The following is a 13,781-nucleotide window of genomic DNA, read 5'->3' as shown; positions in this document are numbered from 1 at the left end:
TAGCCGTCGCTCGGTCAACGCCCGAGAAATGACCGCAATCCGCCTAGCTAGCTTAGGAACAATCTGCCTACGGCTTTTCGTGAAAGTAGACCCAGTATCGGCCAAGCCCAAAATACATGTGCCTGAGTGGCTTCCAAAAGGCTGGGCAATGGCTGCATCTTGGCGTCCCGATTGAAAGCCTACTGACAAACTTGTCATTATTGGCAAGCACGACGTGTAGGGAGGCATTGAATGGCCACAACCGGCATAAATCGCAAAGCGGATGCTCAGGGTCCGGCGGAGGGTCAGAATGACGTTATGCGCGTCTGCAATCTGCTTGGCGAAAGCAAGGTCATTAAACGTCCAGTCCGCACCTCATTGGAGGCGCACGACCTGATCGCAGATGGGCTACCGCTTCAGGCTCTCTTATTTTTGATAGACGGGGTGCAGGTGCTTACGACAGGTGACGCACTTCACAAGGCTGTGGGGCTCAGTCATCGCAAGCTTATGCGGCGGAAACCGGGAGCCCAAAGAAAGACGCTTTCAATGGAACTTGGCAGCCGGATCTGGCGCTTTGCCGACATCCTTTCCAAGGCTTCGGACGTTTTGGGAGACCAGAAGCTGGCAAAGGCGTGGCTTCTGGAACCTGCATTCGGTCTCGACCGGCGAAGGCCCATCGACCTTCTGGGGACAGCTGCTGGAACCAAAGCAATTGAAGACCACATCGCCAGAATGGACTATGGGGTTTACTCTTAATCCCATCTTGCCGTTCGTTCTGTCGCCTTGATCATAAACGTGGTGCGCCGCTCATGCTCAATGACGGACGTCTGCCACCTCAATCGCTTCAGTGAAGGCTAGCTTCCGATCGAGACACGCAGGTTCAGCCTGCGCTTGCGTCAACCGACGCCTGTCGCCCTCAACGCGGACAAAAAGTTCCGAAATGCCCTTTGTTTTGGGGGTGGAACACGGCCCAGCCGAGAAACAAAGAGCTGGCGGAGCAATGCTCCGCCAGCTCAATAAGTTCAAAAAGGTGGCCAGAGCTGAGGGCCGAAAGGGCATTCATTTACCCCCTTGACACCCCTTGCGCAGACTTTTGCTTTCGTTTGCGCATTCATTTGCCTTCTCTGACTCTATAACTGCCCGGCCTTCACCCGCACTTCGAATGGCCGCAGCTGCGGCAGGTCATGCAGCCTTCGACCATTTGCATGTCGAACTGGCCGCAACTGGGGCACGCCTTGCCGCGCGGTGCGTTCAGGTTCACCACCTGCGCCTGCGGGTCGGATTTCAGCCCCATGCCCTCGCCTTCCAGGAAGCCGGTCTTGATCATGTGGGTCTCGATCACACCGCCGATCGCCGCCAGGATCGAGGGGATGTATTTGCCCTGCACCCAGGCGCCGCCGCGCGGGTCGAATACCGCTTTCAGCTCCTCAACCACGAACGACACGTCGCCGCCGCGTCGGAACACTGCCGAAATCATCCGGGTCAGCGCCAGGGTCCAGGCGTAGTGCTCCATATTCTTGGAGTTGATGAACACCTCGAACGGGCGGCGGTGGCCGTTGATGATGATATCGTTGATGGTCAGGTAGATCGCGTGCTCGGAATCCGGCCATTTCAGCTTGTAGGTATGGCCCTCCAGCGACTGCGGACGGTCCAGCGGCTCGGACATATAGACGACCTCGGCCCCGTTCTCGTCCACGTCGCTTTCATGCGGCGCCTTGGCGGTCTCGCCCGGCGCGGTGTCGGCACTTTCGCTCACCGACAGGACCGATCCGGTCACGTCGTTCGGGCGGTAGGTGGTACAGCCCTTGCAGCCCTGATCCCAGGCTTGCATGTAGACATCCTTGAAGTCGTCAAAGGAAATGTCTTCCGGGCAGTTGATGGTCTTGGAGATCGACGAGTCGATCCATTTCTGCGCCGCCGCCTGCATCTTGACGTGGGCCGCGGGGCTCAGCGTCTGGGCGTTGACGAAGTAATCGGGCAGCTTCGCGCCGGCGCCGAACTTCTCGCGGTACATCTGCACCGCGTAATCGACCACTTCCTCCTCGGTGCGGCTGCCGTCCTTCTGCAGCACCTTGCGGGTATAAGCATAGGCAAACACCGGCTCAATGCCCGAGGACACGTTGCCCGCGTAAAGGGAAATGGTGCCGGTCGGCGCAATCGAGGTCAGCAGCGCATTGCGGATGCCGTGCTCGCGGATGGCATCGCGCACGTCCTCGTCCATGTTCAGCATGTTGCCGGAGTTCAAATAGGCCTCCGCGTCGAACAGCGGGAACGCGCCCTTTTCCTTGGCCAATTCCACCGACGCCAGATACGCGGCGCGGGCAATTGCGTGCAGCCAGCGGTCGGTCTGACGCGCCGCTTCGTCGGAGCCATACTCCAGACCCAGCATCAAGAGCGCATCCGCCAGGCCGGTGACGCCCAGGCCGATCCGGCGCTTGTTCTTGGCCTCTTCCGCTTGCGCGTCCAGCGGGAACTTGGAGACGTCCACCACATTGTCCATCATCCGCACGGCGGTGGCGACCAGCTCCTGCATCATCTCCTGGTCCAGGTGCGCGTCTTTCTCAAACGGATTAGCTACCAGCCGCGCCATGTTGATCGAGCCCAGCAGGCAGGCACCGTAGGGCGGCAGCGGCTGCTCGCCGCAGGGGTTGGTGGCGCAGATGTTCTCGATGTAGTTGAGGTTGTTGGCCTTGTTGATGCGGTCGATGAAGATCACGCCCGGCTCGGCGTAATCATAAGTCGCCTGCATGATCTTGTTCCACAGATCGCGTGCTTCGACCGTGTGATAGACCTTGCCGTCGAACACCAGCTCCCAGGAGCCATCTGCCTTCACCGCTTCCATGAAGGCATCGGTGACCAGCACCGACATGTTGAACATGCGCAGGCGCGCCGGGTCGGATTTGGCGGTAATGAACTGCTCGATATCCGGGTGGTCGCAGCGCATGGTCGCCATCATCGCGCCGCGGCGGCTGCCGGCCGACATGATGGTGCGGCACATCGCGTCCCACACATCCATGAACGACAGCGGGCCGGAGGCATCCGCCGCCACGCCCTTCACATCGGCGCCGCGCGGCCGGATGGTCGAGAAGTCATAGCCGATGCCGCCGCCCTGCTGCATCGTCAGCGCTGCCTCTTTCAGCATGTCGAAGATGCCCGACATGCTGTCCGGGATGGTGCCCATCACAAAGCAGTTGAACAAGGTCACCTGGCGCGCGGTGCCGGCGCCTGCGGTGATCCGGCCCGCCGGCAGGTATTTGAAGTCTTCCAGCGCGCCGAAAAACTTCTCTTCCCACGCTTCCGGCTCTTTTTCCGCCCGCGCCAGATCCCGCGCAATCCGCCGCCAGGTATCCTCGACGGTCACGTCGATCGGCGCGCCATCGGCCTGCTTGAAACGGTATTTCATATCCCAGATCTGCTCGGCAATGGGGGCGGCAAAGCGGCTCATGTGTCGGTCCTTTGAGTCGTGTGGCGTCTAAGCGTCGGAAAAAGCGGCTCCGGCGCGGGAAATTACCCCCGGCGGCGAATCCGCATATTGTTAATGCTTTCTTGCAGCAAAAGCGTGGAGGAACACAATACCTTGAAGGCAGCGATCAGTAAACTACTATATACTGTCAGAACTCTGGACGACTCTGTGGGGAACCTGTGGATAAACGCGTGAATCTTGTGAAGCTTTCGGTGGGCACCGAAAGCGTCGAAAGCCTGATGGCCTGGCAAGCGATGCGCCGCAAGGATTTGCCCGGCGGCCTGCCCCGCCATGTCACCCGCATGTGGCCCAAGCGCGAGGCCGAAATCCTCAACGGCGGTTCGATTTACTGGGTGATCAAGGGGCTGATCCAATGCCGCCAGCGCATTCTGCGGCTGGATGAGGTGACGGGCGAGGACGGCATCCGCCGCTGCGCTATCGTGCTTGACCCGGAACTGCACCGCACTCACACGGCGCAAAAACGCCCGTTTCAGGGCTGGCGCTACCTGAAGCCCGAAGAATCGCCCGCCGACCTGCCCGCAGGCAAAAGCCAGGAAGAGCCGCTGCCGCCGGAGCTGTCGCAGGCGCTGGCCGAGATTGGCGTGATCTGATCCGGCCGCTGCGGCGGCCTGGGCAGGCGGCAACCCGCCTGCCCCGCCTGCCCCGCCTGCACTGTCAGATTATTTCAGCAGTGCCAGCAGCTCTTTTGCAGCGGCTTCCGACGACGCCGGGTTCTGGCCGGTGACCAGCTTGCCGTCGACCTCGACGTAAGAGGCCCAGTCATCGCCCTTGCGGTAGTCGGCGCCTTTGTCCTTCAGCATGTCCTCGACCAGGAAGGGCACCACATCGGTCAGGCCCACGCCCTCTTCCTCGCCATTGGTAAAGCCGGTCACGCGGCGGCCCTTGACCAGCGGCGCGCCATCGCTGCTCTTCACGTGGCGGAAAACCCCCGGCGCGTGGCAGACGGCCCCGATCGGCCGGTCTGCGGCGGCAAAGCTTTCCAGCAGCTTACGGCTGTCCGCACTCTCGGCCAGATCCCACAGCGGGCCGTGGCCGCCGGGATAAAAGACCGCATCAAACTCGTCCGCTTCGACGCCGGACAGTTTCACCGTATTGGCCAGCGCCTGCTGGGCGGCATCATCCTGCTTGAACCGGCGGGTGGCATCGGTCTGGGCGTCCTCAGAGTCCGACTTCGGGTCCAGCGGCGGCTGGCCGCCCTCGGGCGAGGCCAGAGTGATCTCGGCGCCGGCATCGCGCAGCACGTAATAAGGCGCGGCGAATTCCTCCAGCCAGAACCCGGTTTTTTCCCCGGTGTCCCCCAGCTGATCGTGCGACGTCAAAACCATTAGAATCTTCATAGCCTGTCCTTTCAGTTGGAGTGTACCCACCCCAGCTAAGGCCGGCGCCGCGGATTTAAACCCGGGCGCCGGAGAAAGGCATCACGCGGTGATCACGGTTTCTTGAGCGTGCGGCACCGGCCGTGAAGACACGGCCGCCGCGCTCAGACGCGCTTTTCCAGGAAATCCAGCAGCGTATTCAGCGCCGCCTTGTCCTCGGCCGCGTATTTCGCCACCCGGCTGCGCCACAGGGTTGCCTGCGACTTCAGCACCAGCCCGTCGCTCAAGAGCTTCAGGTGGTTGGCCCGCAGGGTTTCGCCGGTGGATGTGATATCTGCCACCATCTCGGCGGTTTCATTCTTCACCGTGCCTTCGGTCGCGCCCTGGCTGTCCACCAGCTTGTAATCCGCAACCCCGGCATCGGTCAGGAATTCCCGCACCAGCCGGTGGTACTTGGTGGCAATCCGCAGCCGGTGGCCATGCTGGGTGCGGAAGGCCGAAGCCACCGCATCAAGGTCATCCAGCGTATCCACGTCGATCCAGAACTGCGGCACTGCCAGCACCAGGTCGGCGTGGCCGAACCCCAGCTCCGCCAGGCTCTCCACCTGCTGCTCGAACCGCGGCAGCTTCTCCTGCACCAGATCGGTGCCGGTGACGCCCAGGTGAATGCGCCCCGCCGCCAGCTCGCGCGGGATCTCGCCCGCCGACAGCAGCACCAGCTCCATATTCGACACACCCTCGACAGCGCCGGCGTACTCCCGGTCGGATCCGGTCCGCGACAAGGTCACGCCGCGCTTGGCGAACCAGTCAAAGGTTTTTTCCATCAGCCGCCCCTTGGACGGCACCCCCAGCTTCAAGGTCATGCGCGTGCCTCCTCCAGCTGCAGCATCAGGTCCGGGCGCAGCACGCCGCCCACTGCCGGGATCTCCTCGCCGCCGCCCAGCTGCCGGGTCAGCGCGTCATAGCGCCCGCCGCTGGCCACCGGCGGCAGATCAGGCCGCGCCTCGGCATAGAAGCCAAAGACAAAACCGTCGTAATATTCCATCGAGGTGCGCCCGTAAGAGGCCTCGAAATCGAGGTTCTCCACATCCACCCCGCGCGCCTTCATCGCCGCGGTGCGCCCGTCCAGCCGGTCCAGCGCCGCATTGATCTGCGGCAGGTCCACGGCAATGTCGCGCATCTGCTCGGTGGCAAAGGGCACCGTCTCCCGCACCGCCATCAGCGCCTCCAGCGCCAGCAGCTCATGCTCAGCAATCGGCGGCGCCTTGGCATCCTCGCGCAGCGCATCGACCCGCGCCTGAACTTCGGCCGCGCGGCGCTTGCCCAGCTCCACAGCCGAACCGGTCAGATCGCCCTCGGTCTCCAGCAGCTTTTTGCGGCTTTCCGGCACCGGGGCGCGGCCCGCAAAACGGTCCAGCAAGGAGCGGAACCGGCGCGGCCGCCAGATGTGGCGCATCAGCGCCGCCTTGCGTTTCTCCGTGGTGTTCAGCCCCTGCACAGCGGCCATCAGAATGCCGATGTCACCGGTTGCCGCCCGCAAGGGCAACCCGCGCACCTGCAGCGCAAACAGTGAAAACACCTCCGCATCCGCAGCCGCCGCATCGTTGCGCTCAAACACCTCATAACCGACCTGCAGGTATTCGTTGGGCCGGTCCGGAAAATGCTCCTGACGGCGGAAAACCTCGCCCGAATAGGTATAGCGCGCAGGCTCGGCACCGTGGCGCATATGCGCTTCTACCACCGGCACGGTGAAATCCGGGCGCAGCATCTGCTCGCCGCGCAGCGCGTCCGAAGTCACATAGGCGCGCGCCCGGATGTCCTCGCCGTAAAGATCCAGCAATGTGCCGGCCGGCTGCAGCAGCGGCGTATCCACCACCTGCGCGCCAGCGGCCTCGAAGCGGACCCGCAGCTGCGCTGCGCGCGCCTGAATGTCAGAACGAACCGCCATGATCAGCCCTGCCCGTCCAGGATTTCACGCACCTTGGCAACCAGCTCCGTGCGCGGCACTTCAAACTGGCTCGGGCGTTCCTTCCATTCTTCCAAGGTGGCGCTTTCGGCGATCTTGGCGCCCAGGATCAGGTCCTTGATCTGCACAACGCCATTGGCCTTCTCATCACCGCCTTCGATCACGGCGACCGGGGAGTTCCGCTTGTCCGCATATTTCAGCTGGTTGCCGAAGTTCTTGGGATTGCCCAGGTAAACCTCGGCCCGGATCCCCGCATTGCGCAGCTCCGCCACCATCGCCTGGTAATCCGCCATCCGGTCACGGTCCATCACGGTGACGACCACCGGTCCGGTGGCCTCCGCCGTCAGCCGCCCCTTGGCGTGCAGCGCCGCCAACAGCCTGTCGACACCAACCGAGACCCCCACCGCAGGCACTTCCTGCCCGGTGAAGCGTTTGACCAGACCGTCATAGCGCCCGCCGCCCGAGACCGAACCGAACTGCCGCTTGCGGCCCTTTTCATCCAGGATCTCAAAGGTCAGCTCTGCCTCGAACACAGTACCAGTGTAGTAGCCAAGACCGCGCACCACAGATGGGTCGATCACAATTCGGTCAGCTCCATACCCCTGCGCAGAAAGCAGCTCAGCAATCTCTCCAAGCTCCTTAATCCCCTGGGCACCGATTTCTGACGAACCAATGGCAGCTTCAAGATTGCCCAAAGTGTCTTTGTCTGTCGCGCCCTTCGCCAAAAGGAATGAGACAATGGGTTCTATTGCGTGTTCAGTAAGACCAACGCCTTCGATGAACGCACCAGAGGCATCCTCCCGCCCTTCTCCCAGCAACTCTATAACGCCTTCAATGCCGACCTTATCAAACTTATCAATAGTTCTCAAAATGTTGGCGCGCCACTCTCCAAGATCGTCCCAATGACCTGGAGCCTCGCCTTCTGGCCGAGGCATTGCAGCCTCTGCAGCCTCCAGCACGCCGTTCAGAACCTTGCGGTTGTTGACCCGCACCAGGTAATCGCCGCGCGGAATGCCGACGGTTTCCAGCGTGTCGGACAGCATCGCGCAGATCTCGGCGTCAGCGGCCATAGAGGCGCTGCCCACGGTATCCGCATCGCACTGATAGAACTGGCGGAAGCGGCCCGGCCCAGGCTTTTCATTGCGCCAGACCGGCCCCATCGCATAGCGGCGGTAAGGCGTCGGCAGGTCGTTGCGGTGCTGGGCATAAACACGCGCCAAAGGCGCCGTCAGGTCATAGCGCAGCGCCATCCAGTCGCCGTTTCCTTCGTCCTCGGTCTCCTGCCAGGCAAAAACACCCTCGTTCGGACGGTCCACGTCCGGCAGGAATTTGCCCAGCGCCTCAACGGTTTCCACCGCCGAGGACTCCAGCGCTTCAAACCCGTAATGATGATACACACCCGCGATGGCCCGCAGCATCTCGCTGCGCTGGGTCACCTCCGCACCGAAATAGTCACGGAACCCCTTCGGCGTCTGCGCCTTGGGGCGGGGCTGTTTCTTCACTTTGGCCATATCAGGCCTCCTCACGGGTAGCGGTTTCACTCGCCCGGCGGTCTAGCGGAAGCAGGCCGCAACAGCAAGACGAAGGCGGCGGAGGCAGTTCCGCAGCTCATTATTAAGGCATAGGGGCTGTGCCGCCCCGTGGGGGCGGACTGGCGCGGCCCGGCCTCACGTCCGGGCGGGACTTTGCATTTGAACGTTGCTCCTTTAAGAGCCCCATCAGACCTAAGGAGACACCTCATGCAGCATCTGGAAGAGCAAATCGCCCATCTGACCCGCAGCGTGGAGGAAATGAGCGACGTGATCGCCCGCCAGCAGAAGGAGATCGACGTGCTGACCCGCCGCGTTGCGATGCTGATGCAGCGCGAAGCCACCCGCGAGCAGGACGGCACCGGCGGCGTGGTCTTCGGCGACGAACGCCCGCCGCATTACTGAGGCAGCTCAGGGTCGCGACGCCGTCGGCAGGACGCGCCCCCTGCACTAGCCCGGCTCAGGCGCGGCTACCGGTCGGCAGGTGCTGCGCAGCTTTGCGGCCTACGCAAAACCAAAGTCCTGCCCCACGATGCGCGACGCAAGTTTCACATGTTCGGCCTGCCCCTCAGCCTCGGCAAGGGCAGCAAGCGGAACGTCCAGCTCATAGACAAGCTTTTCGCCGTCCACCGTCCGGCGGGCCGTTCCCTGCAGCATTGACGGGACAATCTGCGTCAGGAGACGGGTGCCAAATCCGGTCCGCCCGGTGCCGGCCCCGTCCAGAGCCTCCTCCGGCAGCCGGGGCACGTCTTCCTCCCAGCGCAGCTGCAGCCGTTTCTCACCGGCGCTGTCTCCGCTGAGCGACCATGAAACGCGGATACGTGCGTCTTCGGCGTTCAAGGAGCCGTACTTTTGCGCATTGGTTGCCAATTCGTGCAGCGCCAGGCTGATCTGCTGCGCCGCCTCCTGGCCTGTGGCCACTTCGGGGCCTTCAACCGACATCCTGTCGCCGAAGGTCAGCAGCACCGGCTCCAGCTGTGACCGCACAATGTCAGCCAGATCAGCCGACGCGCCGGTCGGCTCTTTCATGACAGTCTGTGTTGCAGAGGCAAGCGCATTGAGCCGCCCCGTGAAGGTATCAATGAATTGGCTCACGTCCGACACGCCGCGGGCGCTCTGCCGTGCCATCGAGGAGACCACAGCAATCATGTTGTGGCTCCGGTGGACAGCTTCCCGCGCCGTCACGGCAAGCTTCGCGTTGACGTTCCTGAGCTCGGCCGTTCTTTCTTCGACCTGAACTTCAAGCTCATGCCGGGCCTGCCGCAGGACGTTAAGGGTCGCCTCATGTGCAGCCACTTCGTCCAACAGCTTGCTGTTGGCAAGTTCCAGCTCGCGGCGGCTCGGTATCGCGACGAGGACCGGAATCAGCTTGAACAGCACCACCGCGGTGGATGCCGATACCAGCGCCGTGGCGAGCTTGACAAAGCCATGCACCGGATAAATCGGCCACCACAGCGTCACAATGGACAGCGCATGTGTCAGGCCGCAAAGCAGGATGAAGGAGGCGAAAAGCCAGACCAGCCCGCGGTGCTTCAGATCGGTGCGCTGCCGAAGAACTTTGAGCAGGGCCAGCGGAATGGCGAAATACGCAAGGAAAATCAGCATATCCGACCCGGCCCAGAGGATCAGCAGCCAAGGTTCCCAAAGCAGGCACATGCCGTGCGGCATATATTGCGTGAAATCCAACAACGTCTGCAACGCGGCAATCTCCAGTCCTGCAGGGGAACCGATGTCGGCCGGAACCATTTATGCGTTTATTGCGGTCAGACCGTGATACTTTGTTATTTGAATTCCACAAGGCAAATCGCACCGCAGGCTGGGGCGCTCCACCGCGGTCAGACAGAGTGATACCCCGCCCTCAAATCTCCTCCACATCCATCACCCCGTCCAGCGATTTCAGCGCGCCCTTGATCTGCGGGTTGATCGGAAACGGTTGGCCCAGATCCATCTCCACATCGCCGGGCAGGCCGGGGTCCTGCAGGTACATATAGACCTCGCCGCGGGCGGCATTGCGGGCCGCTGCCTTGGCGTCCTCCAGCACCTGCGCCACGGTGCCCACGGCAGCCGCATCGCTCAAGTACACCCGCAGGGAGCTGCGGCCGGCATCGGCAATCGCGCTGTCCACCGGCCCGACTGAGCGCACCAGCAGCTTCAGCTGGTCGCTCTCCATCGTCGCCTCGGCGGTGATCACCACCTTGGCGCCGGTCTCCAGAAACTCGCGGGACTTCTCCAGCACCTCGGAAAACAGCGTGACTTCAAAAGCGCCGGAAGGGTCCGACAGCTGGGCAAAGGCAAAGCGGTTGCCGCGCGCCGACTTGCGCTCCTGCCGCCCGGCCACCACACCGGCCATCTTGGCCATAAACGGGCCGCGCTCGGCCTTGGCGGTCACTTCGTCCAGCGTCATCACATCCTTGCGTTTCAGCGCCGGCATGTAGTCGTCCAGCGGATGTCCCGACAGGTAAAAGCCGATCGCCTTGAACTCCTCGCTCAACCGCTCGGCGGGCAGCCAGTCCGGCACATTGGGCAGCCGCGGCTCCGGCAGGTCCTCGCCCGCCTCGCCGAACAGCGACACCTGGCTGGAGTTGCGCTGATCATGCACGGCGGCGGAGTAATCGACCAGCGCACCCAGGCTTTCAAACACCCTGCGGCGGTTGGAGTCCAGCTGGTCGAAGGCCCCCGCCCGCGCCAGCATTTCCAAGGGCCGCTTGCCGACCTTTTTCAGGTTCACCCGGCGGGCAAAGTCGAAGACATTGACAAAGGGTTTTTCCCGCCCGTCCTCGTTGCGCGCCTCGGCAACCAGCCGCATCACGTCCAGACCGACGTTCTTCAGCGCGCCCAGCGCATAGACCAGCTCACCGTTGACCACGTTGAACGTCGCCAGCGAGCGGTTGACGCAAGGCGGCACAAATTTCAGCCCCAGCCCCTTCTTCACTTCCTCGAAGTAGATCGCCAGCTTGTCGGTCAGATGGATATCGCAGTTCATGACGCCCGCCATGAACTCCACCGGGTGGTTCGCCTTCAGCCAGCCGGTCTGATACGACACCACCGCATAGGCCGCCGCGTGCGACTTGTTGAAGCCGTAGTTGGCGAATTTCTCCAGAAGGTCGAAGACCTCAGACGCCTTCTTCTTGTCGACCCCGTTCTCCGCCGCGCCCTTTTCGAACTTCGGGCGTTCGGCGTCCATCGCCTCCTTGATCTTCTTACCCATCGCCCGGCGCAACAGGTCGGCGCCGCCAAGCGTATAGTTCGCCATCACCTGGGCGATTTGCATCACCTGCTCCTGATAAACGATGATGCCCTGGGTTTCCTCCAGGATATGGTCGATCAGCGGGTGGACCGAGGTGATCTCGCGCTGGCCGTTCTTCACCTCGCAGTAGACCGGGATGTTCTCCATCGGACCCGGGCGGTACAGCGCCACCAGCGCCACGATGTCCTCGATACAAGTAGGCTTCATGCGCTTCAGCGCATCCATCATGCCGGTGGATTCCACCTGGAACACGGCGACCGTCTTGGCGCGTGAATAAAGGTCATAGGTGACCTTGTCGTCCAGCGGGATGGCGTTGATCTGGTTCTCCGCGCCCTCGGGCGGGTCATAGAGCTGGGTGCCATCGGCGGCGATATGCAGGTCGCGGCCCGATTGGAAAATCAGGTCCATCGCGTTCTGAATGACGGTCAGGGTTTTCAGGCCGAGGAAGTCGAACTTCACCAGCCCCGCCTGCTCCACCCATTTCATGTTGAACTGGGTTGCCGGCATGTCGGAGCGCGGATCGCGGTAAAGCGGCACCAGCGCGTCCAGCGGCCTATCACCAATCACCACACCCGCTGCGTGGGTACCGGCGGACCGCAACAGGCCTTCCACCTGCTGCCCATAGGTCAGCAGACGGTCCACCACCGGCTCGTTCCGCGCCTCCTCGCTCAGCCGCGGCTCTTCCTTCAGCGCGTCGGCGATGGACATCGGCTTCACGCCCTCGACCGGGATCAGCTTGGACAGCCGGTCCACCTGGCCATAGGGCATCTGCAAGACCCGCCCCATATCGCGCACCGCCGCCTTGGACAGAAGCGCGCCAAAGGTGATGATCTGCCCCACCTTGTCGCGGCCGTATTTCTCCTGCACGTATTTGATCACCTCTTCCCGGCGGTCCATGCAGAAGTCGATGTCGAAGTCAGGCATCGACACCCGTTCCGGGTTCAGGAAGCGTTCGAACAGCAGTGAATACCGCAGCGGGTCAAGGTCGGTAATCGTCAGCGCATAGGCCACCAAAGAGCCCGCACCGGAGCCCCGCCCCGGCCCCACCGGAATATCGTGATCCTTGGCCCATTGGATGAAGTCGGCAACGATCAGGAAGTAACCGGGAAACCCCATGCCCTCAATGATGCCCAGCTCGAAATCGAGCCGCTCCTGGTATTCCTCGACGCTCACCGCGTGCGGGATCACCGCCAGGCGTTTCTGCAAGCCCTCGTTAGCGATGCGGCGCAGCTCGGCCACCTCGTCGTCGGCGAACTTCGGCAGGATCGGGTCGCGCCTATAGGCCATGAAGGCGCAGCGCTTGGCGATCTCCACCGTGTTTTCAACCGCCTCGGGCAGGTCGGCAAACAGCGCAACCATCTCCTCCTGGCTCTTGAAGTAATGCTGCGCGGTCAGGCGGCGGCGCGGCTCGGCCTGATCGACATAGGCGCCCTCGGCGATACAGATCATCGCGTCGTGCGCTTCATACATCTCCGTGTTCGGGAAATAGACGTCATTCGTCGCAACCAGCGGCAGGTCCATGGCATAGGCCATCTCCACATGGCCACGCTCGGTCTGCTTCTCCGACTCCGGCTGGCCGTGCTCGCCTGGGTGGCGCTGCAGCTCGACATAGAGCCTATCCGGGAAAATCGCCTTGAGCTGCTGCATCAGCGCTTCCGCCGCCGGGCGCTGGCCCATCTGCAAAAGCCGCCCCACCGGCCCGTCCGGCCCGCCGCTGAGGCAGATCACACCGCCGGAGTTCGCCTCAAGCTCCTCCAGCGTCACATGCGGCAGCTCGCCCCCCTGCCGCAGGTACAGGCAGGAGTTCAGCTTCATCAGATGCTCATATCCCGCCTCGCTCTGGGCCAGCAGCACCAGCGGTGCGGGCGGCTTGGGCCGCTCGCCGGGCGCCGGTTCGGTGAACCGCAGATCCACCTGGCAGCCGATGATCGGCTGCACCCCGGCGCCGCTCGCTGACACGGAAAATTCCAGCGCCGAGAACAGGTTGTTGGTATCGGTCACCGCAATCGCGGGCATACCGTGCTTCTTGCACAGGTCCGGCAGCTTTTTCAGCCGCAGGGCGCCTTCCAGCAGCGAGTATTCGGTATGGGTGCGCAGATGAATGAATCGGGGAGAGCTTGTCATGCCGCCACGCTACCGTATTGCCGCAACGGGGTGAAAGAGTGAACTGCACGGCCTGCCTCCCGGAATAGCGGAACGAACCACAGGCATTTTCAGGATTTTTTTGAAGCTGTTTCGCACCGCAGCCGGGCCGCCCGTA

General features: G+C 62.7%; 10 protein-coding genes. 3 read left to right on the top strand and 7 right to left on the bottom strand.

Going from position 1 to position 13,781, the window contains the following annotated elements; genetic code table 11:
- Window positions 1-231 precede the first annotated feature (231 nt).
- Window positions 232-735: an antitoxin Xre/MbcA/ParS toxin-binding domain-containing protein gene (locus ACTRWG_RS18390; RefSeq protein WP_036797184.1), complete on the top strand. Its 504-nt coding sequence runs from the start codon at window positions 232-234 to the stop codon at window positions 733-735.
- A 391-nt stretch (window positions 736-1,126) separates the two neighbouring features.
- Here ACTRWG_RS18390 and ACTRWG_RS18385 read toward each other — a convergent pair whose 3' ends face one another.
- Complete coding sequence (locus ACTRWG_RS18385) at window positions 1,127-3,424, bottom strand: adenosylcobalamin-dependent ribonucleoside-diphosphate reductase (RefSeq protein ID WP_027234986.1); 2,298 nt, start codon at window positions 3,422-3,424, stop codon at window positions 1,127-1,129.
- 197 nt (window positions 3,425-3,621) lie between these two features.
- Here ACTRWG_RS18385 and ACTRWG_RS18380 point away from each other — a divergent pair, with 197 nt between their 5' ends.
- Window positions 3,622-4,053 carry a DUF1489 family protein gene (locus ACTRWG_RS18380; RefSeq protein WP_027234987.1) on the top strand — a complete coding sequence of 144 codons (432 nt, stop codon included), beginning with the start codon at window positions 3,622-3,624 and terminating at the stop codon, window positions 4,051-4,053.
- 69 nt (window positions 4,054-4,122) lie between these two features.
- On the opposite strand, the gene ACTRWG_RS18375 is transcribed toward ACTRWG_RS18380, so the two are convergent.
- From ACTRWG_RS18375 to hisS, 4 genes are all read right to left on the bottom strand, one after another.
- Window positions 4,123-4,800 carry a type 1 glutamine amidotransferase domain-containing protein gene (locus ACTRWG_RS18375; RefSeq protein ID WP_027234988.1) on the bottom strand — a complete coding sequence of 226 codons (678 nt, stop codon included), beginning with the start codon at window positions 4,798-4,800 and terminating at the stop codon, window positions 4,123-4,125.
- 143 nt (window positions 4,801-4,943) lie between these two features.
- Window positions 4,944-5,642, bottom strand: a complete 699-nt coding sequence (hisG, locus tag ACTRWG_RS18370) for an ATP phosphoribosyltransferase (protein WP_027234989.1) — start codon at window positions 5,640-5,642, stop codon at window positions 4,944-4,946.
- Window positions 5,639-6,727: an ATP phosphoribosyltransferase regulatory subunit gene (locus ACTRWG_RS18365; RefSeq protein WP_027234990.1), complete on the bottom strand. Its 1,089-nt coding sequence runs from the start codon at window positions 6,725-6,727 to the stop codon at window positions 5,639-5,641. The genes hisG and ACTRWG_RS18365 overlap by 4 nt, the downstream gene beginning before the upstream one ends.
- A 2-nt stretch (window positions 6,728-6,729) precedes the next feature.
- Window positions 6,730-8,256 carry a histidine--tRNA ligase gene (gene hisS / locus ACTRWG_RS18360; RefSeq protein WP_027234991.1) on the bottom strand — a complete coding sequence of 509 codons (1,527 nt, stop codon included), beginning with the start codon at window positions 8,254-8,256 and terminating at the stop codon, window positions 6,730-6,732.
- 228 nt (window positions 8,257-8,484) lie between these two features.
- Here hisS and ACTRWG_RS18355 point away from each other — a divergent pair, with 228 nt between their 5' ends.
- Window positions 8,485-8,679 carry a SlyX family protein gene (locus ACTRWG_RS18355; RefSeq protein WP_027234992.1) on the top strand — a complete coding sequence of 65 codons (195 nt, stop codon included), beginning with the start codon at window positions 8,485-8,487 and terminating at the stop codon, window positions 8,677-8,679.
- Window positions 8,680-8,778: 99 nt separating this feature from the next.
- On the opposite strand, the gene ACTRWG_RS18350 is transcribed toward ACTRWG_RS18355, so the two are convergent.
- Window positions 8,779-9,960, bottom strand: coding sequence for a sensor histidine kinase (locus ACTRWG_RS18350; protein WP_161631085.1), 1,182 nt, complete (start codon window positions 9,958-9,960; stop codon window positions 8,779-8,781).
- A gap of 172 nt (window positions 9,961-10,132) precedes the next feature.
- Entirely contained in the window at window positions 10,133-13,645 is a 3,513-nt protein-coding gene (gene dnaE, locus ACTRWG_RS18345) for a DNA polymerase III subunit alpha (protein ID WP_462829762.1), read from the bottom strand.
- Window positions 13,646-13,781 lie beyond the last annotated feature (136 nt).

This window comes from Leisingera sp. G5_S3_59_S7 (genome assembly GCF_054968485.1).
This window is presented reverse-complemented; position numbering and strand designations above follow the sequence as displayed.

What these genes read in the sequence shown, in the direction of transcription:
- ACTRWG_RS18355 (WP_027234992.1), top strand. Translation starts at nt 8,485, where the DNA reads ATGCAGCATCTGGAAGAGCAAATCGCCCATCTGACCCGCAGCGTGGAG.
- hisS (WP_027234991.1), bottom strand. Translation starts at nt 8,256, where the DNA reads ATGGCCAAAGTGAAGAAACAGCCCCGCCCCAAGGCGCAGACGCCGAAG.
- dnaE (WP_462829762.1), bottom strand. Translation starts at nt 13,645, where the DNA reads ATGACAAGCTCTCCCCGATTCATTCATCTGCGCACCCATACCGAATAC.
- ACTRWG_RS18375 (WP_027234988.1), bottom strand. Translation starts at nt 4,800, where the DNA reads ATGAAGATTCTAATGGTTTTGACGTCGCACGATCAGCTGGGGGACACC.
- hisG (WP_027234989.1), bottom strand. Translation starts at nt 5,642, where the DNA reads ATGACCTTGAAGCTGGGGGTGCCGTCCAAGGGGCGGCTGATGGAAAAA.
- ACTRWG_RS18390 (WP_036797184.1), top strand. Translation starts at nt 232, where the DNA reads ATGGCCACAACCGGCATAAATCGCAAAGCGGATGCTCAGGGTCCGGCG.
- ACTRWG_RS18385 (WP_027234986.1), bottom strand. Translation starts at nt 3,424, where the DNA reads ATGAGCCGCTTTGCCGCCCCCATTGCCGAGCAGATCTGGGATATGAAA.
- ACTRWG_RS18365 (WP_027234990.1), bottom strand. Translation starts at nt 6,727, where the DNA reads ATGGCGGTTCGTTCTGACATTCAGGCGCGCGCAGCGCAGCTGCGGGTC.